General features: G+C 63.2%; 18 protein-coding genes. 13 read left to right on the top strand and 5 right to left on the bottom strand.

Annotation, left to right across the window (positions count from 1 at the left end):
- Window positions 1–43 precede the first annotated feature (43 nt).
- Window positions 44–1,354: an HNH endonuclease signature motif containing protein gene (locus ACKAMS_RS22105; protein WP_060938608.1), complete on the top strand. Its 1,311-nt coding sequence runs from the start codon at window positions 44–46 to the stop codon at window positions 1,352–1,354.
- A 154-nt stretch (window positions 1,355–1,508) separates the two neighbouring features.
- Here the strand turns inward: ACKAMS_RS22105 and ACKAMS_RS22110 are convergent, their stop codons facing one another.
- The 3 genes from ACKAMS_RS22110 to ACKAMS_RS22120 are packed head-to-tail and all read right to left on the bottom strand — an operon-like array spanning window position 1,509 to window position 4,144.
- Complete coding sequence (locus ACKAMS_RS22110; protein ID WP_007731146.1) at window positions 1,509–2,150, bottom strand: nucleoside triphosphate pyrophosphatase; 642 nt, start codon at window positions 2,148–2,150, stop codon at window positions 1,509–1,511.
- A gap of 15 nt (window positions 2,151–2,165) precedes the next feature.
- Complete coding sequence (locus ACKAMS_RS22115; protein ID WP_019747751.1) at window positions 2,166–2,507, bottom strand: acyl-CoA carboxylase subunit epsilon; 342 nt, start codon at window positions 2,505–2,507, stop codon at window positions 2,166–2,168.
- On the bottom strand, window positions 2,504–4,144 hold the full coding sequence (locus tag ACKAMS_RS22120; protein WP_003940853.1) for an acyl-CoA carboxylase subunit beta: 1,641 nt from the start codon (window positions 4,142–4,144) through the stop codon (window positions 2,504–2,506). Before ACKAMS_RS22120 ends, ACKAMS_RS22115 begins: the two co-directional genes overlap by 4 nt.
- A gap of 115 nt (window positions 4,145–4,259) precedes the next feature.
- Between ACKAMS_RS22120 and ACKAMS_RS22125 the strand changes: the two genes are divergently transcribed.
- The 5 genes from ACKAMS_RS22125 to ACKAMS_RS22145 all read left to right on the top strand — a co-directional run bounded on the left by ACKAMS_RS22125 (window position 4,260) and on the right by ACKAMS_RS22145 (window position 8,548).
- The gene (locus ACKAMS_RS22125; protein ID WP_019747752.1) at window positions 4,260–5,114 is read left to right on the top strand and encodes a biotin--[acetyl-CoA-carboxylase] ligase; all 855 of its coding nucleotides are present in this window, start codon (window positions 4,260–4,262) and stop codon (window positions 5,112–5,114) included.
- A gap of 118 nt (window positions 5,115–5,232) precedes the next feature.
- On the top strand, window positions 5,233–5,808 hold the full coding sequence (locus tag ACKAMS_RS22130; RefSeq protein ID WP_003941007.1) for an HdeD family acid-resistance protein: 576 nt from the start codon (window positions 5,233–5,235) through the stop codon (window positions 5,806–5,808).
- A 106-nt stretch (window positions 5,809–5,914) separates the two neighbouring features.
- Complete coding sequence (locus ACKAMS_RS22135) at window positions 5,915–6,481, top strand: PH domain-containing protein (protein ID WP_279219501.1); 567 nt, start codon at window positions 5,915–5,917, stop codon at window positions 6,479–6,481.
- Between the two features lie 37 nt (window positions 6,482–6,518).
- Window positions 6,519–7,199: a response regulator transcription factor gene (locus ACKAMS_RS22140; RefSeq protein WP_003940916.1), complete on the top strand. Its 681-nt coding sequence runs from the start codon at window positions 6,519–6,521 to the stop codon at window positions 7,197–7,199.
- A gap of 26 nt (window positions 7,200–7,225) precedes the next feature.
- Window positions 7,226–8,548: a HAMP domain-containing sensor histidine kinase gene (locus ACKAMS_RS22145; RefSeq protein WP_019747754.1), complete on the top strand. Its 1,323-nt coding sequence runs from the start codon at window positions 7,226–7,228 to the stop codon at window positions 8,546–8,548.
- 26 nt (window positions 8,549–8,574) lie between these two features.
- Here ACKAMS_RS22145 and ACKAMS_RS22150 read toward each other — a convergent pair whose 3' ends face one another.
- Window positions 8,575–9,192: a GtrA family protein gene (locus ACKAMS_RS22150; RefSeq protein ID WP_021332550.1), complete on the bottom strand. Its 618-nt coding sequence runs from the start codon at window positions 9,190–9,192 to the stop codon at window positions 8,575–8,577.
- A gap of 191 nt (window positions 9,193–9,383) precedes the next feature.
- Between ACKAMS_RS22150 and ACKAMS_RS22155 the strand changes: the two genes are divergently transcribed.
- The 7 genes from ACKAMS_RS22155 (at window position 9,384) to ACKAMS_RS22185 (ending at window position 16,794) form a co-directional block, all read left to right on the top strand.
- A complete protein-coding gene (locus ACKAMS_RS22155) occupies window positions 9,384–10,583 on the top strand; it encodes a 5-(carboxyamino)imidazole ribonucleotide synthase (RefSeq protein ID WP_020907084.1) in 1,200 nt (399 codons plus the stop codon).
- The gene (purE, locus tag ACKAMS_RS22160; protein WP_019747756.1) at window positions 10,567–11,079 is read left to right on the top strand and encodes a 5-(carboxyamino)imidazole ribonucleotide mutase; all 513 of its coding nucleotides are present in this window, start codon (window positions 10,567–10,569) and stop codon (window positions 11,077–11,079) included. The genes ACKAMS_RS22155 and purE overlap by 17 nt, the downstream gene beginning before the upstream one ends.
- Before the next feature lie 7 nt (window positions 11,080–11,086).
- Window positions 11,087–11,464 (top strand): hypothetical protein, encoded by a 378-nt coding sequence (locus ACKAMS_RS22165; protein WP_020907086.1) that lies wholly within the window; start codon window positions 11,087–11,089, stop codon window positions 11,462–11,464.
- A 35-nt stretch (window positions 11,465–11,499) separates the two neighbouring features.
- Window positions 11,500–12,687 carry a sensor histidine kinase gene (locus ACKAMS_RS22170; protein ID WP_019747758.1) on the top strand — a complete coding sequence of 396 codons (1,188 nt, stop codon included), beginning with the start codon at window positions 11,500–11,502 and terminating at the stop codon, window positions 12,685–12,687.
- Between the two features lie 35 nt (window positions 12,688–12,722).
- Window positions 12,723–13,415, top strand: a complete 693-nt coding sequence (locus tag ACKAMS_RS22175; RefSeq protein WP_019747759.1) for a response regulator transcription factor — start codon at window positions 12,723–12,725, stop codon at window positions 13,413–13,415.
- Window positions 13,416–13,549: 134 nt separating this feature from the next.
- Complete coding sequence (locus ACKAMS_RS22180; protein ID WP_019747760.1) at window positions 13,550–14,347, top strand: ABC transporter ATP-binding protein; 798 nt, start codon at window positions 13,550–13,552, stop codon at window positions 14,345–14,347.
- The gene (locus tag ACKAMS_RS22185; protein WP_408989523.1) at window positions 14,344–16,794 is read left to right on the top strand and encodes an ABC transporter permease; all 2,451 of its coding nucleotides are present in this window, start codon (window positions 14,344–14,346) and stop codon (window positions 16,792–16,794) included. Before ACKAMS_RS22180 ends, ACKAMS_RS22185 begins: the two co-directional genes overlap by 4 nt.
- A gap of 3 nt (window positions 16,795–16,797) precedes the next feature.
- Here the strand turns inward: ACKAMS_RS22185 and ACKAMS_RS22190 are convergent, their stop codons facing one another.
- Window positions 16,798–17,511 (bottom strand): TIGR03089 family protein, encoded by a 714-nt coding sequence (locus ACKAMS_RS22190; protein WP_408989524.1) that lies wholly within the window; start codon window positions 17,509–17,511, stop codon window positions 16,798–16,800.
- Window positions 17,512–17,519 lie beyond the last annotated feature (8 nt).

Below are 17,519 nucleotides of genomic sequence, written 5' to 3' on the forward strand. Positions count from 1 at the left end.
ACGGGTGTTCGAGTAGCCTGTGTTCAGGGGATCGGGGGATTCAATGAGTGTCTTGTTGTCGGATGTGGTGTCTGGTTCTGCGGTGGGGTTGCGCGGACGTCTGTGGCGGTTGTCTGCTTCTGAGTTGTGTGCAGCTGCGGTGTCGGCGAGTGCGGAGATTCTGCGTCTCGAGGCTGTTCGGGTGGCGGTGGTGGACGAGTTGTCGTTGCGGCCGGATGATCAGGTGATCGCGAGCCGCGGGGTGGGGTGCTGGTTGGCGGCGAACACGATGCTGCAGGTTCGGGACGGGAAGAAGATCGCCGCCCTCGGTGCAGCGCTGCGCCCGTTTCCGGCGGTGGCAGCTCGGTTCGATGTCGGGGACTGCTCGTTCGATCATGCCGTGTTGATCGTGGCGTTCTGCGAATCCCCGCCGAAGGGCATGCCGGACGAAGCGCTCCCTCGCTGTATCGACTTGTTGTTGGCTGCCGCTTCCGGGGTGGAGGCCACGACCACGAAGGTACGGAACGTGATCGCGACCTTGGAGCGAGTGTTCGAATCCGATGAGATTCCGCCCGCCGAAGATATCGACCGCAACGAGCTCCGGATCGCGTCGACGTTGAACGGTCGGGTGGTGGTGCGCGGGGATTTCGATGCTCTCACCGGTGAAATGTTGTTGTCGGCGTTGTCGAATCTGACGATGCCGACCCCGGCACCGGATGGAACCCCGGATTCTCGGTCGGCGGCGAAACGCACGGCGGACGGGTTCACCGAACTGATCCGCCGGTATTTGGACTGCGCCAAGACCGGTACGGATGGTGGTCAGCGGCCGCATGTGAACGTGCACATCAATGCTCGTGATTTGGCTGAGCATCGGGGTTGTGCCGCACAGTCTTCGGATTCGGGTGATGACGGCTCACTGGAGCCGGCCGATCTTGATGTCGGGCACATGTCCTGGCTCGGACCACTGTCCGTGTCGCAGACCAGACTCCTCGGGTGTGACTGTTTCCTGTCGACTGTTCTGCTCGACGACCACGGCGCGCCGTTGGATGCGAAACCCGGGAAACGGTTGGTGTCCGCCGAACAGCGAGTGGCGTTGATCGCCCGCGACAAAGGCTGCGCGTTCCCCGGCTGCACGTGTGTACCGGCCTGGACGGATGCGCACCATATTCGGCACTGGGCCAACGGCGGGCCGACGGTGATGAGCAACCTTGTCCTGCTGTGCCGTTCGCATCACCGGCTGATGCACCGCAAATCCAGGTTCGTCGGGAAATGGGAAATCCGAATCGGGGTCGACAACAAACCGTGGTTCATCCCGCCGCCCTCGATCGACCCGCGGCAGCACCCGCGGCCCGCGAACACCACATTCAAAACCTGAGGGGTCAAGCCTCTTCGGCGACAACAAAAACGACCAGCTTCGCATCGGCATGAACCCGATGCGAGGCTGGTCAGTGGTGCTTGGAGAAAACGTGCGTGGAGAAAACGTGCGTGGAGAAAACGTGCTTGGAGAAAACGTGCTTGGAGAAATCGTGTCAGAAGATGCTCTGCGTGCGCCAGAGATCCGAGACGGAAACCCCGACACGCTCGAGCAGTGTTCGTACCAAAGGTAATCCGATACCGATGACACTCGAGGGATCACCCTCGATCCTCTCCACGAACCAGCCGCCGAGACTGTCGAGCGTGAATGCTCCGGCGACTTGGAGCGGTTCGCCCGTTGCCAGGTATGCCTCGAGATCTTCGGTGGACGGTTGCGCGAAATGAACCACTGTTGCGCTGTGATCCGAGGCCATGCGAACGATGCGGCCGTCGGCGACGCGCAGGACACAGTGCCCGGTCAAGAGAGTGGCGCTGCGTCCGGCCATTGCGGCCCATCGCTTTCGGGCGATGTCTACGCTGCCCGGCTTGCCTTGAAGTTGCCCGTCGATCAGGAGCATCGAATCGCACCCGACAACGACTACGTCGGTGAGATTGTCGGCGGCGAGGCCGGGAACGATCTCGGCGGCCTTGGCTTCCGCCAGCACCGTCACGACTTTTTCGGGAGCGGCGTCGGGGCCGAGGTTGTCGGCAATCTTGTCCTCGTCGACGCCGGAGACACGCACAAGCGGCGAAACCCCGGCCGCCCGCAGAACTGCGAGGCGAGCCGGGGACGCTGAAGCTAGAACCAGTTGAGTCACGTCAGCAAGTGATCGTCAGCTGCGACGGATCGCGGGGTTCAGGTACGCGTACGGCGAGAACGGCGCACGCGTGCGGTGGAACTGAGTCGGATCGCCCCAGGTCTCCGCGGGAACATTCGACTCGGGAGCCTGACCGCTGCCGGCAGCCGCGGCAAGCACGCTTACCAGTGCCGCGATCTCGACGTCGGTGGGCGAACCCTTGACGATCTTGATGACCGACGCGTCGGAGGTCGACGTCTCGGTCAGCTCCGTGAGCGAAGCGTCCGTCGCGCTTCCCTCGACGACCGCACCGTTGGTCGGTGCAGTCTCCGCCAGTGCGACATCTTCGCTGAGAATGTCCTCGGTGGTTGCGGTCATAGGGGAATGTTCCCATGCTTCTTGGGCGGAAGGGAAACGGCCTTGCGCTCGAGCAGTCGCAATGCGGAAACGATTTGTCCGCGGGTGTGCGACGGAGGAATGACAGCGTCGACGTATCCGCGCTCAGCGGCGACGTACGGGTTGACGAGGGTGTCCTCGTACTCGTTCTGCAGCTTGAGGCGCAGTGCATCGACGTCTTCGCCGTTCTTCGCGGCTTCGAGAAGCTGCTTGCGGTAGACGAATCCGACAGCTCCGGATGCACCCATGACGGCGATCTGAGCGGTCGGCCATGCCAGGTTCACGTCGGCGCCCATGTGCTTGGAGCCCATGACGTCGTACGCTCCGCCGTAAGCCTTGCGGGTGATGACCGTGATCTTGCCGACCGTTGCTTCGCCGTACGCGTAGAGGAGCTTCGCGCCGCGACGGATGATGCCGTTGTATTCCTGCTCGGTTCCGGGGAGGAAACCGGGAACGTCGACGAGGGTGATGATCGGGACGTTGAACGCGTCGCAGGTACGCACGAAGCGAGCGGCCTTCTCCGAGGCGTCGATGTCGAGGCAGCCCGCGAACTGGGTGGGCTGGTTGGCGACGATGCCGACCGAGCGGCCGTCGACGCGACCGAAACCGACGATGATGTTCATCGCGCGCTCGGCCTGGACCTCGAGGAACTCGTCGTCGTCGAGGATGCGACGGATGACCTCGTGCATGTCGTACGGCTGGTTGGCCGAATCCGGGATGAGGGTGTCGAGTTCGATGTCCTCAGCGGTCAGGCTGTCTTCGATCGAACCGACGATCGGGTCGGTGATCTCGCCGCGGGGAGCTGCTGCCTGGTTGTTGGACGGCAGGTAGCTGAGCAGGTCCTTGACGTAGTCGAGGGCATCCTGCTCGCCGGAAGCGACGTAGTGGGCGACTCCGGACTTGACCATGTGGGTGCGAGCACCACCGAGGTCTTCCATCGTGACGTCTTCGCCGGTGACTGTCTTGATGACGTCGGGGCCGGTGACGAACATCTGGGAAGTCTCGTCGACCATCACGACGAAGTCGGTCAGTGCGGGGGAGTAGACGTGGCCGCCGGCGGCGGGTCCCATGATCAGTGAGATCTGGGGGATGACACCCGAGGCCTGGACGTTGCGGTGGAAGATCTCGCCGTAGAGGCCGAGCGAGACGACGCCTTCCTGAATGCGCGCGCCTGCACCTTCGTTGATGCCGACGAGGGGGCGACCGGTGCGGATCGCGAGGTCCATGACCTTGACGATCTTCTCACCGTAGATTTCGCCGAGCGATCCGCCGAAAACGGTGGCGTCCTGTGAGAAGACACAGACGTCGCGGCCGTCGATGGTGCCGTAACCGGTGACGACGCCGTCGCCGACCGGGCGGTTGTCAGCGAGACCGAAGTTCACACTTCGGTGCCGTGCCAGTGCGTCGAGTTCGACGAAGGAGCCCTCGTCGAGGAGGGCGGTGATGCGCTCGCGGGCGGTCAGCTTGCCTTTGGCGTGCACCTTGTCGATGGCGGCTTCGCCGCTCGGTGCCTGCGCCTGGGCTTGGCGATTCCGCAGGTCCGCGAGCTTTCCCGCGGTCGTGTGGATATCGGGTGCGGCCGCCGCCTCCGGCGCGTTCGGCTCTTGGACAGTGGTCATGGACGTGAGCTTAACGAGAGTGCGTGGGGGGCTTCGAAGGCAGGTCCGATTGTCGCTGTCTTGCAGGCTCAAGCTACTGACCAGTACATTCTCGCTGTCGTCATAGGCTGGGGCTATGTGGACCGACTTGAACCGACCGCCCCTCGACGGCAATGCCCTACGACGCGCACTCGTGCGCAGTGACAACGACGACGCGCGCGTTTTCTGGAACCGCCTCGACGTTGTCGAGGAGACCGGTTCGACGAACGCGGATCTCCTTGCGCGAGCGGCAGATCCGGATGCCGACCGTCACGTTCTGATCGCCGAGTATCAGGCGAGTGCCCGCGGCCGTCATTCGCGCACTTGGGTGAGTCCGCCGCAAGCGCAGATCTCGATGTCGGTTCTGCTGTCGATGCCCGGAATGAATCTCACGGACATGGGTTGGCTCCCGCTACTGTCGGGAATCGCGGTCGTCGACGCGCTGCGGAACGTGGCCGAAGTGCCCGCAGAACTCAAGTGGCCGAACGACGTTCTCATCGGTGACAAGAAGGTCGCCGGAATTCTGGCCGAGGTGGCAAGGACAGCGCCCGATCCCGCGGTGGTGGTGGGCATCGGGTTGAACGTGAGCCTGGGTGTCGAGGAGCTGCCCGTCCCGACCGCTACATCACTCCTCATCGAAGAAGCATCGACTGTCGACCGCGACACCCTCGTTCGAGCAATCGCCCGTGAGTTGGCGACGCAATTCCGTGCTTGGGAATCATCGAAATGGGATACATCTGTGTTGGCTGCCGAATACCGGCAGCGTTGCGGGACGCTGGGCAAACGAGTCCGCGCGGTCTTGCCGGGCGACAAGGAGGTGTTCGGTATCGCGACCGACGTCGACACTTCCGGCCGCGTTGTCATCGAAATCGAAGGAACAGATGGGGAGACCTTTGCGGTCGCTGCGGGTGATATCACGCACCTTCGGGCCGCCCCGGTAGCCGAATCGTGAGCCTTGCCGGATTTTCTGGCACCAAAGTGCTAATTTTTGGCCCTGGCCGGTTTTCGAACCAACCGTCCGTCCTTCATTTCATTTAACTGCGGGATTTACTGAGCTGCCTAGGGGCGTCATGACCACACCGATCGTTGTTCCGACCGAAGCCGAGACGGCCGAGAGCGCTCGCCGCGTACTCACCGGTGTGACGGTGCTGCTCGGTGTCCTCACATTGGGCCTGGGTATCGCGGTACTCGCATGGCCGGATGCCACCCTTTTCGTGGTCGCGGTGGTCATTGCGATTCAGTTGTTCGGATTCGGAATCGTCCAGATCATCCGTTCGTTCGCGGACGTGACGGCTTCGGGTGGAACTCGGACGCTTGTCGCGATCTCCGGCGCGTTGGCAGTGCTCCTCGGATTCCTGGTTCTCCGTAGCCCTTTGCAGACGGTGGTTCTGATCGCATTGGTGATCGGTGCCTGGTGGGTATTCCGTGGCGTTCTCGATCTGGTCGACGCGGCGTCCGGGCACACCGTCGATCGCGGTCTGTCGATCGTGCTCGGAGTCATCAGCATCGTCGCGGGTGCAATCGTCCTTCTGCAGCCCGAGCTCTCGCTCGACGTCTTCCGCATCGTGGTCGGCGTGTGGATGGTGTTGTACGGCATCATCATCGTCGTGACCCCGTTGGTGCTGCGAAAGATCGCTCAGCCCTGAGCGTTGCCCTGAACGTGGGTGTGCCTGAAAGTGGGTGTGCCTGAAAGTGGGTGTGCCTGAAAGTGGGTGTGCCTGAAAGTCGGTGCGGGATGGCAGACTTCCCGTCATGGGATATCCCGAAGACGCCCTCGCTCAGGACGAGGAACTGATACTGCATCGCCATCCTCATTGGAAGATGTTGGTGCTTCCGGCGCTGACGTTCGTGCTTGCGACGGCCGTAGCCGGGTTCTTGTTGGGCCTCGCACAGACGAGATTGGACGGCACGGCTCGCACCGTGTCGTCCATCGCCATCGGAATCATCTGGCTCGGTGTCGTGGCCTGGCGATCGGTTGCGCCGTTCACGGTCTGGAAGTTCACGCATTTCATCGTCACCGATCGGCGAGTGCTCATCCGCCACGGAGTGCTCACGCATACCGGTATCGACATCCCCATGGGGCGGATCAGCAATGTTCAGTTCCGCCACGGCTTGATCGATCGAATGCTCAAGACCGGAACTCTGGTCATCGCCTCTGCCAGTGACGATCCGCTCGAGTTCGACGACATTCCTGACGTCGAGCACGTTCACGCCCTGCTGTATCACCAGGTTTTCGATTCCATGCAGCAGCCACCATCGCAGCCACCGCAGTGGCCGGCGGGTGAAAACGACGACCCGAACGATCGAAATGGCTGGTAATCAACGTGCAAAGGCGTGTTGTCCGTAGTCTGTTCGTGTGACTGCCGTATTGCTAGCCGAAGACGACGAGGCCATTGCCGCACCCCTCTCCCGCGCACTGGGGCGTGAAGGGTATTCGGTGACGGTCGAACCGACCGGACCCGCTGCGTTGCAGCAGGCGCTCGAAGGTGATTTCGATCTGTTGATTCTCGATCTCGGCCTTCCGGGCATGGACGGCCTCGAGGTCTGTCGACAGATTCGTGCGCATCGCACCTCGCTCGCCGTGCTGATGTTGACCGCCAGGACCGACGAAGTCGACTTCGTGGTCGGGTTGGACGCCGGCGCCGACGACTACGTCAGCAAGCCGTTTCGTCTCGCCGAGTTGATGGCACGTGTGCGAGCACTCCTGCGTCGCCACGGTGGCCGCGAGGACACGATCGTCGAGGTCGGTGGCATCAGGCTCGAGCCCGCGGCACGACGCGTACTCGTCAACGGCTCCGAAATCGCCTTGGCCAACAAGGAATACGAACTTCTGCGGGTCCTCCTCGAACATGCCGGGGAAGTAGTATCGCGCGATACGATCCTTCGTGAGGTGTGGGGCGACGTCGAGCTTCGTGGATCGAAGACGCTCGACATGCACATGTCGTGGCTGCGCCGCAAGATCGGTGACGAGGGCCCCGCTGTGGAACGCAGAATTGCCACCGTCCGCGGTGTCGGTTTCCGAATCAACACCGACTAACTTCTCGAGAATCAGGAACTGCCGGCATGCGGCGTCGCATATTGCAGTCGATTCTCGCTGTCGTGATCATGACGGCGTTGCTGCTGGGAGTTCCGCTGATCTACACGGCGTGGCTCTGGGTGGAGGACGTGACGCGAAGTGATCTCCGGGTGCGCCTCGACCGGATGGCCGCTGAGGTCATCGCGCAAGAGGGGACGAACGGGCTCGTCGAAGGCGCGTTGAACACCGATTCGCTCAAGGTTCTCACCCCGAACGACGGGCGCCTCGTCGTCGTGTATCCGACCGTCGTCGACGGCGCTGCACGCGTCGACGTCGGTGAGGCGACGGTCAAGAACGCACTCGTCGAATCGCTCGCGATGGGAACGTCCGGCTCGTTGCGTCTCGAGGTGCCGTCGGAGAACTTGCGCACCCAGCAGAAGCAAGCGGTGATGGCCGTCGGTGTGCTCGTGCTTCTGTCCATCACGGCAGGCACCGTGGTCGCTGTGGTCACTGCACGTCGGCTTGCCGATCCGCTGCAGGATGTGGCCGACCGGGCGGCGCGCCTCGCCGAAGGTGACTTCCGGCCGGATCCTCGTCGGCACGACATCCCCGAACTCGACCGCGTGTCCGACGTCCTCGACGCGGCAACTGTGGAAATTTCGGTGCGGCTGCAACGAGAACGCGCGCTGGTCGCGGACGTCTCGCATCAACTGCGCAGTCGACTGACTGCAGTGCGGCTGCGCTTGGACGAGTTGTCCGTTCACGAAGATCCTGACGTCGTGAACGAGGCCGAGGAAGCCATGGCGCAAGTGGACAGGCTCACCGACGGAATCGACGACCTGATTCGCTCGTCGCGCACCAGTGGGTCATCGGCGAGTCTGGTGTCGGTAGTCGGCGAGCTGGAACAGGTGACCCGCGACTGGCAGGCTCAGTTCGACGGAGAGGGACGCAGGCTCCGCCTACGCGGCGATCGCGCGGTGATGGCCGCGACCACAGGTTCGCGTCTGCGTGAAGCTGTTTCCGTTCTGGTCGACAATTCGTTCGAACACGGTGAAGGTACGTGCACGGTGTCTGTCCGATTGATCGACGGTACCGGGCGCAGTTCGTCTCGTCGTGACTCGATGGTGTGCGTCGAGGTCACCGACGAAGGCTCCGGCGTGGAGAACGATCTTGCACCGCACATCTTCGACAGAGGATTTTCGGGGGCCGGGTCCACCGGCGTCGGGTTGGCGCTCGCACGTGCACTGATCGAGGCCGACGGGGGCCGACTGGAACTGCAGAGGCGTAAGCCTGCCTTGTTCGCGGTCTTCCTGCCGGTGGCCAACACTGCGCCGACCGCGGACGTCGTTCCGCACCGCGAACCGCGCTGACCGAAAGGCTCGCGCAGACGGAAAACTCAGGAGTGCCCGAGCTCCTCTTCGGCATCAGGAATGACCGGGTCAGGCGCCGTGGTTTCGGATAACGCTGTGGTTTCGGATAACGCTGTGGTTTCGGACAATCCTGTGGTGTCGGACAGTTCGAGCGGTTCCGGATTCTCGTCGGGAAACACGAACTTGCGGAAGGCCCAGAATCGGAACGCCATCTGCAGCAGGTTGCCGATGACATATGCACTGATGAAGTCGGCGATGTTCTCCGTCGCCAAGCTGACTTCGGGTACACGCAGGTTGAAGACGTAACTGGAGATGTAGAGCGGGATGAAGCTGATGACGACGCCGATGGCGCTGATGATGAAGAACAGAGCAGCTTCGTGCGCTGGCTCACGGCCACCACGGTTCTTGAACGACCACTCGCGGTTGAGAATGTACGACGCGATCACCGCGACGACGCCGGCGATGATCTTGGCCGTGATCGGCTTGGATTCGAGGATCGACAGCTTGAGTGTGTAGAAGATGCCCGAGTCGATCAGGAAGGTAGTTCCGCCGACGATCGCGAATTTGATCAGCTCGCTGTGACGCAGAGCGATGTCACGAAACGGTTGGGGTATGCGGGCAATGACCCCGTCGACAAATGGCACAACAGATGAGTTTACGAAACGAAACCGCGTTACCACCAATTTGCCGCGGATTCATCAGCAGAATCACAGATTGGGAACGCTGAATGAACGGGCGAACGCGGCACATGACAACATAGAGAGCCGTGACCGGCAACAACGATCCCGCGCAGATCCCCGCCCGCCCGACCACCCCTCGACCGGCAAAAGCATCCATGCCCGTCGTCACCATGATCGGTGGCGGACAGTTGGCCAGGATGACTCACCAGGCGGCGGTGGCCCTGGGCCAGACGCTCCGAGTGCTCTCCGGAACTGCGGACGAGCCGGCAGCTCAGGTCAGCCCCGATGTCGTGCTCGGTAGCCACACCGACCTCGACGCTCTTCGCCGCGCAGCGGTCGGTTCCAACGCGTTGACGTTCGACCACGAGCACGTGCCGACCGAACATCTCGAGGTTCTTGTTGCCGAAGGCGTGAACGTTCAGCCTCCGCCGCAGGCTCTGATCTTCGCTCAGGACAAATTGCTGATGCGTCGCAAACTTGCCGAACTGGGCGCACCTGTACCCGCGTACGCCGAAGTGACGTGGGCGGAAGACGTCGTGCGTTTCGGTGCCGAACACGGTTGGCCGCTTGTCATCAAGGCAACCCGCGGAGGCTACGACGGCCGGGGCGTCTGGATCACCGATGATCAGGACGAAGCAGAAGCCATTGTCACCGAGCAGCTGGACAAGGGTGTTCCGCTGATCGTCGAGGAAATGGTCTCGATGCGTCGGGAACTGTCTGCCATGGTTGCGCGGTCGCCGTTCGGACAGGGCGCTACGTGGCCGGTCGTAGAGACCGTTCAGCGCAACGGCCAGTGCGCCGTCGTGATCGCACCTGCCCCCGCCCTTTCGAGTGCCGTTGCCGAGGAAGCCGAACAATTGGCGCTGCGCATCGCTTCCGAGTTGGGTGTCGTCGGCTCGATGGCCGTCGAACTCTTCGAGACGACTGACGGCACTCTCGTGGTCAACGAGCTGGCAATGCGCCCGCACAACTCCGGTCACTGGACGATGGACGGCGCACGCACCTCTCAGTTCGAACAGCATCTGCGTGCCGTTCTCGACTACCCGCTCGGCGACACCTCGCCGATCGCGCCGGTCACGGTGATGGCAAACGTTCTGGGTGCGCCGGAAGCGCCCGAGATGACGATGGACGAGCGTGTCCATCACCTCTTCGCGCGGATGCCCGATGCGAAGATCCACCTGTACGGCAAGGGTGAGCGCAAGGATCGCAAGATCGGCCACGTCAACATCGTCGGCGGCGCCGGATCCATCGACGATCCGAATTACGTTGCCGCAGTTCGGGAACGCGCCGAGCGCGCAGCACATTGGCTTTCGTATGCAGTTTGGACCGACGGATGGGATGTACACGGTGAGTGAGAGCGCGCAGGTCGGCCTGATCATGGGCAGCGATTCGGATTGGCCGACCATGGAAGCTGCAGCCGAAGCTCTGGCCGAGTTCGGTATCCGGTTCGAGGTCGGTGTCGTCTCGGCGCATCGCACGCCTCAGCGGATGCTCGACTACGCCAAGGAAGCCGCGGGCCGCGGAATCAAGGTCATCATCGCCGGTGCCGGTGGCGCCGCGCATCTTCCGGGCATGGTTGCCTCGGCTACACCGTTGCCGGTCATCGGTGTTCCGGTGCCGCTCAAGTACCTCGACGGTATGGATTCACTCCTCTCGATCGTGCAGATGCCGGCCGGCGTCCCGGTGGCGACGGTCTCGATCGGCGGCGCTCGCAACGCCGGTCTGTTGGCTGCTCGGATCCTCGGCGCTTCGGATCCCGCACTGCAGCAGCGGATGGTGGCTTTCCAGGAGAGCCTCGAGGCGATGGTGCTCGACAAGGACAAGGCGCTCCGCGAGAAACTGCTGGGCTGATCTTCTCGTGTGTGCACGGCGCGGACTGCCGCTGATCCGAGCGAGTCGGGGCAGCGCGCAGTCCGCATTCGTCACTCGCGTCGCGCTGTTCTACGCCGGGATTCTCGGCGCGGACATCCGCTTCGACGACGAGTCCGGGATCTTTGTCGCTTCCGGGCTGCGCGGCGGGTTCGCCAGAGGCGGAACAACTCTCGGTGGTGTGTACCTCACCCGGCGAAACACGACTCGATCCGTCCTTCGTCACGAGGCAGTTCACGCGGACCAATGGGCCAGGTACGGAATCGTATTCGGGCTGCTGTACCTGCGTGAGGAGTTGCGTCATCGCGGTCCGCGGAACCGATTCGAAATCGAGGCCGGTCTCGAAGACGGCGGTTACCGCACCTGAGTGAAAGCTCGTCAGTAAAAGCTACTCTTGGCGGCATGGCTCGTTTTCCGACTAGTGAACGCTTCGTCCGCTGGAGCGCGGAACATGCTCGCGGTGTGGACATCTGCATTGCGACGGTTGCCGCACTGTTCAGCGTTGTCGTTGCGGTCGAGGCGAGTCCGCTGGCGGTGTTCGTCTCGCTGGGTATGACCGTTCCGTTGGCATGGCGACGCTCGCGCCCCGAACTCTCCGGCATGGTGATCGCAGGGTTCGCAGTTCTACACGTGATCTTCATCGGCAACACACTGCTCGCATCGGCCGTTGTCGTGCCCATCTCCCTGTACGCGCTGGCCGCCTATGGCGCTCGGTGGAGTTCGCTCACCGGCCTGGTGCTCGCGTTGCTCGGCTCGATTGCCGGAACTGTTCGATACTTCGGCTACGACGGAATCCCGGTGTCTTCGCAGGTCATGCAGTCCGTGGCCGTCATGATCTTCATGCTCGCGGTCTGGGCGTTCGGTGATTTGCGTCGAGTTCGCACCAAACAATTGGAAGGTCTGACCGAGCGCGCACGGTTGCTCGAACTCGAGCGTGCGCAGGAAGCGGAAATCGCGACGATCAGCGAACGCTCGAGGATTGCGCGCGAGATGCACGACATCGTCGCGCATTCGTTGACCGTTGTCATCGCTCAGGCCGACGGCGGACGTTACAGCGCGGCCAAGGATCCTCAGGCTGCAATTCAGGCGCTCGAAACCATTGCCTCCACCGGTCGCCAAGCGTTGACCGACATGCGATCGCTTCTGTCCGTCCTGCGTGAGGACACGCCCCGGGATTTCTCGGTGATCCCGGGCGCCGGCGATATCGACAGTCTCTTCCACGAGTTACGCAGCAGCGGACTCGACATCGCCGTCAGTGTGACCGGTGAACCACGCGAACTCTCTGCGGGTGCGGGGTTGACGGCGTATCGCATCGTCCAGGAATCGCTGACGAACGTTCTCAAACATGCGGGGCCAGGAGCACAGGCGAGCGTCGAGATGACTTGGGCTGAAACCGAACTCGTTCTCGGCATCACCGACGACGGACGAGGCGGCAGCGCCGCGCTGGTCGAATCGTCACCAGGCGGACAGGGACTGATCGGAATGGCCGAGCGAGCCAAGCTGCACGGAGGCAAAGTAACCGCCGGGCCGAAATCAGGCGGCGGATACAGTGTCCGGGCCGTCCTGCCGTATGAACGAACGTCTGGGTAGGTCTTGAAACGTCTGAAGGTCTTAAGGTGAGTGGCATGGACGAACACGTGGCTCCGATCGCAGTGGCACTGATCGACGATCAGCAGCTGGTCCGCGCAGGTTTTCGAATGGTCATCGACTCGCAGCCGGATCTGTCCGTGGTGGTCGAGGCTTCGGACGGTCAGCAGGCATTGACCGAGTTGGCGGCCCGACATGTCGACGTCGTCCTGATGGATGTCCAGATGCCGAAGATGGACGGCATCGAGGCGACCCGTCGGCTCCTGGCCGACCCCGATGCGCCGAAGGTCGTGGTGCTCACCACCTTCGACAACGACGAGTACGTGATGTCGGCAATCAGGGCGGGCGCCAGCGGCTTCCTGCTCAAGGACGTGCCACCGGAACAGTTGCTCGACGCCATCCGCACCGTGCATCGCGGGGACGCGGTGATCGAAGCTCGGGCCACTCGGCGGCTGCTTCAGCACGTCGGACCTCTCCTGGAAGGTTCGGCGCCCGAATCGCAGTTGCCCGAAGAGCTGACACCGCGCGAGGTCGAGGTGCTCGAGGCCATGGCGTACGGGCTGTCGAATTCGGAGATCGCCGCAAAATTCCACGTCTCCGAAACGACAGTGAAAACCCATGTCGGACGGGTTCTTTCGAAGACCCATTCACGTGATCGTGTGCAGGCCGTCGTCTTTGCCTTCCAGATCGGACTTGTCCGGCGCGCAGATCTCCTCGGCACCGAGGGCTGACGCGCAGCCCTGTTCAGTCCTACCCCGGGATGACACCGGGCTCTCCAAGATCGCCCCGCGCTCCGACGCGGAGACCACTTGCGCTGCAATAACGTCGATTCCGTCATAGCGAGAAGCTTTACGGAGGGCAAAAAATGCATGCGCACACCACGACGGAACCAGCCGCAGTGCCGGCGATCACTGCCCGCGGTGTCACCAAGGTGTACGGCACCGGTGAGACCACGGTTCACGCGCTCGGCGGGGTCGACGTGGACTTCGGTCGTGAGCGGTTCACCGCGATCATGGGCCCGTCCGGCTCCGGAAAGTCGACGCTCATGCACTGCCTGGCCGGGCTCGACACGGTTTCGGGCGGACAGGTCTTCCTGGGCGACACCGAAGTCACGAAACTCGGTGACACGGAACTCACCGAACTTCGACGCGAGCGAATCGGATTCGTCTTCCAAGCGTTCAACCTGCTGCCGGTGCTCACTGCTCGGGAGAACATGCTGCTGCCGATGAAGCTGGCGGGTAGTGAACCCTCGCCCGAGTGGATGGACGAGGTGATCGGGAAACTGGGCCTGTCGAAGCGCCTCGACCACCTGCCGCACGAGTTGTCCGGTGGTCAGCAGCAGCGTGTAGCTGTCGCCCGCGCACTACTGCCGCAGCCCGACGTGATTTTTGCCGACGAGCCCACGGGAAATTTGGATTCCCGTTCCGGGACCGAGGTTCTGGGCCTCTTGCGCACCAGTGTTCGGGAGACCGGTCAGACGGTTGTCATGGTGACACACGATCCGGTGGCGGCGTCGTATGCGGACCGCGTCGTGTTGATCGCGGACGGGCGTATTGCCGGAGAGATCGACCATCCCACCGTCGACTCGGTGATCGGTGCCATGCGAGCACTCGGTGCCGACGACCTGGCTGATGTTCCTGCAGTTTCGGGTGCACTGCGATGAGGGGTCTGGCTTTTGCCCAGGCGCGGGCACATGCCGGGCGCTATGTGGCTTCGATACTCGCCGTGGTGATCGCAGTCGGATACATCGTCGCGACTTTGACATTGAGCTCGACGGTCGATGCGAGTGTGAGTAAATCACTTGCGACGCAATACGAAACCACGGATGTCGTCGCCTCCGGTCCAGGCGTGACGGAAGCACTGCTGAGTGCGGTGCCGGGCGTCTCGGCAGTCGCCGACGACGTGTCGACGTATGTTCGTGTCGACTCCGAGGCAAAGGGCGCGTCCTACGGGGATGCTCTCTCGATCGCCGACAATCCCGAATTGCGTTGGGAGAACTTGTCGGAGGGTTCGCTTCCGGCCGGTCTGGGGCAGGTGTTGGTGAGCGCGGACTCCGGGATACCGACGGGTGCCCGAATCGCTGTCACGGCAAGGGATTCGACGGTCGGTGCCGCTGCGCCCACCGCGCAGGTGGTCGGGCTGGTCGATCTCTCCGGTTCGGCGCAACGACTGGGCGGGATCAAGATATTCACCACCGCCGAGCAGGTGAGCGCGTGGGCCGGGGACAGCGCCAAACGTGAGTTCCGTGTCGCCGGTGACGGTTCGCGCTCTCAGCAACAACTCGTGGATTCGATCGCGAGCGCGTTGCCCGCGGACTCCACCGTGTTGACGGGAGAAGAAGCCACCGACAACGCGGCAGCGGAATACATGGGTGGCACCAAGATCCTCAGCACGGTGTTGCTCGCCTTCGGTGCCATTGCCGTTGTTGTTGCCGCGCTGGTGATCGCCAATACGTTTGCCGTTCTGCTCGCCGCGCGCACTCAGGAACTCGCGTTGCTGCGATGCGTCGGCGCCACAGCCAAACAGGTTCGCCGGAGCATTCGCAGCGAAGCCGCTGCGGTCGGCGTGATCGCCTCGGTGATCGGCGTCGGACTCGGTGTCGGACTTGCCTGGGCGATCGGTCGCGTAGCAACGGCCGCAGATGTGCCGGTGCCTCTTTCGTCACTGAGCGTCACCCCGGTGACCGTGCTGGTCGGTCTTGCCGTCGGCATCGTGATGACGATGCTCGCTGCATCTGCGCCCGGGCGGGCGGCAACGAGGCTCTCCCCGCTGGCGGCACTGCAGCCGATGGAGTCCAAGCCCGAGAGCGTTCAGGTGTCGGTCGTGCGCCGGGTTCTGGGCGTCGTGATACTGCTCGCGGGAATCGCGATGACCGTTCTGGGAGTGACGAATCAGCAGGTGCCGGCGGCGACTGCCGGTGGACTCTTTTCGTTCCTGGGGATCGCAGCACTGTCCGGGCGAATCGTGCCCGCGCTGATCAATGCCGCCGGCGGAGTGCTGGCGAGACTGATCGGTCCGGTGGGAAGCCTGGCAGCAGGCAACGCCGGTCGGAACCCACGCCGGACCTCGGCGACAGCCACGGCCCTGTTGATCGGGGTGGCCTTGACGAGCACGCTCGTCGTGGGAATCGCGACGGTCAAGGAAGCCGCACCCGCGGCGATGGACAGTCAATTCCCCGTCGACGTCATGGTGAGCAGTTCCGGTTCGGCACCGCTTCCCGCAGGGTTGGGCAAGGACATCGCCGCGGTCAACGGCGTCGGCGCGGTGAGCGGTCTGGACAAGGCCGAACTGACGATCGACGGGCGCGGTTCGTTGGCCGGGTTCGGTGTCGACGCTGCTCGGGTGAAAGATGTTCTGCGTACCGAGATCTCGGTACCCGCGGCCGGTCAGTTGGTGCTCTCGCCCGCTGACCTGACCGAATACAAACTCTCGGCGGGCGAGACGGCGACGGTGCGTGGGGATCGCGGTGCCGTGAACGTCAGCGTGATCGAAGGTGTGAAAGGTCAACCAGCGCTGTTGGATCGAGGCGATCTGGGTGCAGCCGCCACCACGTCGACCACCGATTCCTACTGGGTCAGGTTGGGGACGGACACCGACGAAGAGGCGCTCGCTGCCACCGACCGCATCACCGAACTGGCACGCCAGGAAGCTCCGGGCAGCGATGTTCAAGGAATGACCGAAATGCGCTCGGCGCTCGATTCGATCCTAGACACCATGCTCATGGTGGTTGCCGGGTTGCTGTCGGTAGCGGTGTTGATCGCTCTGATCGGCGTCGGAAACACCATGGCACTGTCCGTTCTCGAACGGCGCCGCGAATCCGGACTGCTTCGCGCACTCGGACTGACCAAGAAGGGAATTCGAGCCATGTTGATTTGGGAAGCACTGCTGGTGGCAGGAGTCGCATCGGTGATCGGAGTGCTGTTCGGGATGGTGTTCGGTGTAGCCGGTACCGCCTCGGTGTTCGGGATCGAGGACGTCGCCCTCAGCGCAGTGCCGTGGGCGCAATTGGTAGCCATCGTGTTGATCGGCGGAATCTGCGGTGTGATCGCGTCACTGCTCCCCGCTAGGCGGGCGGGGCTGGTGTCACCGGTGACAGCTCTCGCGAGCTAGCGTTCAGAACTGCTTCGTGACCTTCTCGGTGCCCACTCGGCGCGCGGTAGCTTCCGCGTCCGGGTGGGCTACCTGCACGAGTGAGGCGCCCGCGGCGAGAACGGCCAGAAGCCCGTCGATCAATTCGTCTGCCGTGTCCCACGTGCGGCTGGAGAGGACACGATCCGTCGACGCCAATTCGACGTTCTTCGACGATGCCCGTGCGGCGTCGATCGTGTCCGCTACGGACCGGCCTTCCAGCGCCGAACCGGCTCCGGCGCTACGGAACTGGTCGCCGTGGACACGAATGGAGGTTGCGTAGTCGGCGACGCCGAGCGGAAGATCGCTCAAACCTTTGCCGAACGCGTCGAGTGAGAGTGCGGCTACTTCCGGTACGTCCGCAACATCGTCCAGGCGGTCGGCAGTGACAAAAGCCAGTTCGGCGTCGGCGTCGGGGGAGAGGACGACCTCACCGCCTGCCCACCACACACCCAGCAAGACGGCGGCGCTCTGCCAGTGCGCGGGAAGCAGCACGGCAACTTTGCCACCGGGCTCGAGGGCGAACTCGTCCCGAACCATGTTCGCTGTCTTTGCCGCCCAGTTGGCCAGAGTGCTCGCAGACAATTCGATGCGCTCGCCGGTGGCGTCGTCGTAGTAGGTCACGCGAGGGCCGGCCGGGTCGGCAGCCAGGATCGGTCCGAGGAGGGCGTCGGTCAGGTTGTCTACAGGCGAAGGCACGTAATCAG

It is taken from the genome of Rhodococcus sp. 5A-K4 (assembly GCF_046097995.1).
GTDB classification, from domain to species: Bacteria; Actinomycetota; Actinomycetes; order Mycobacteriales; family Mycobacteriaceae; genus Rhodococcus_F; species Rhodococcus_F erythropolis.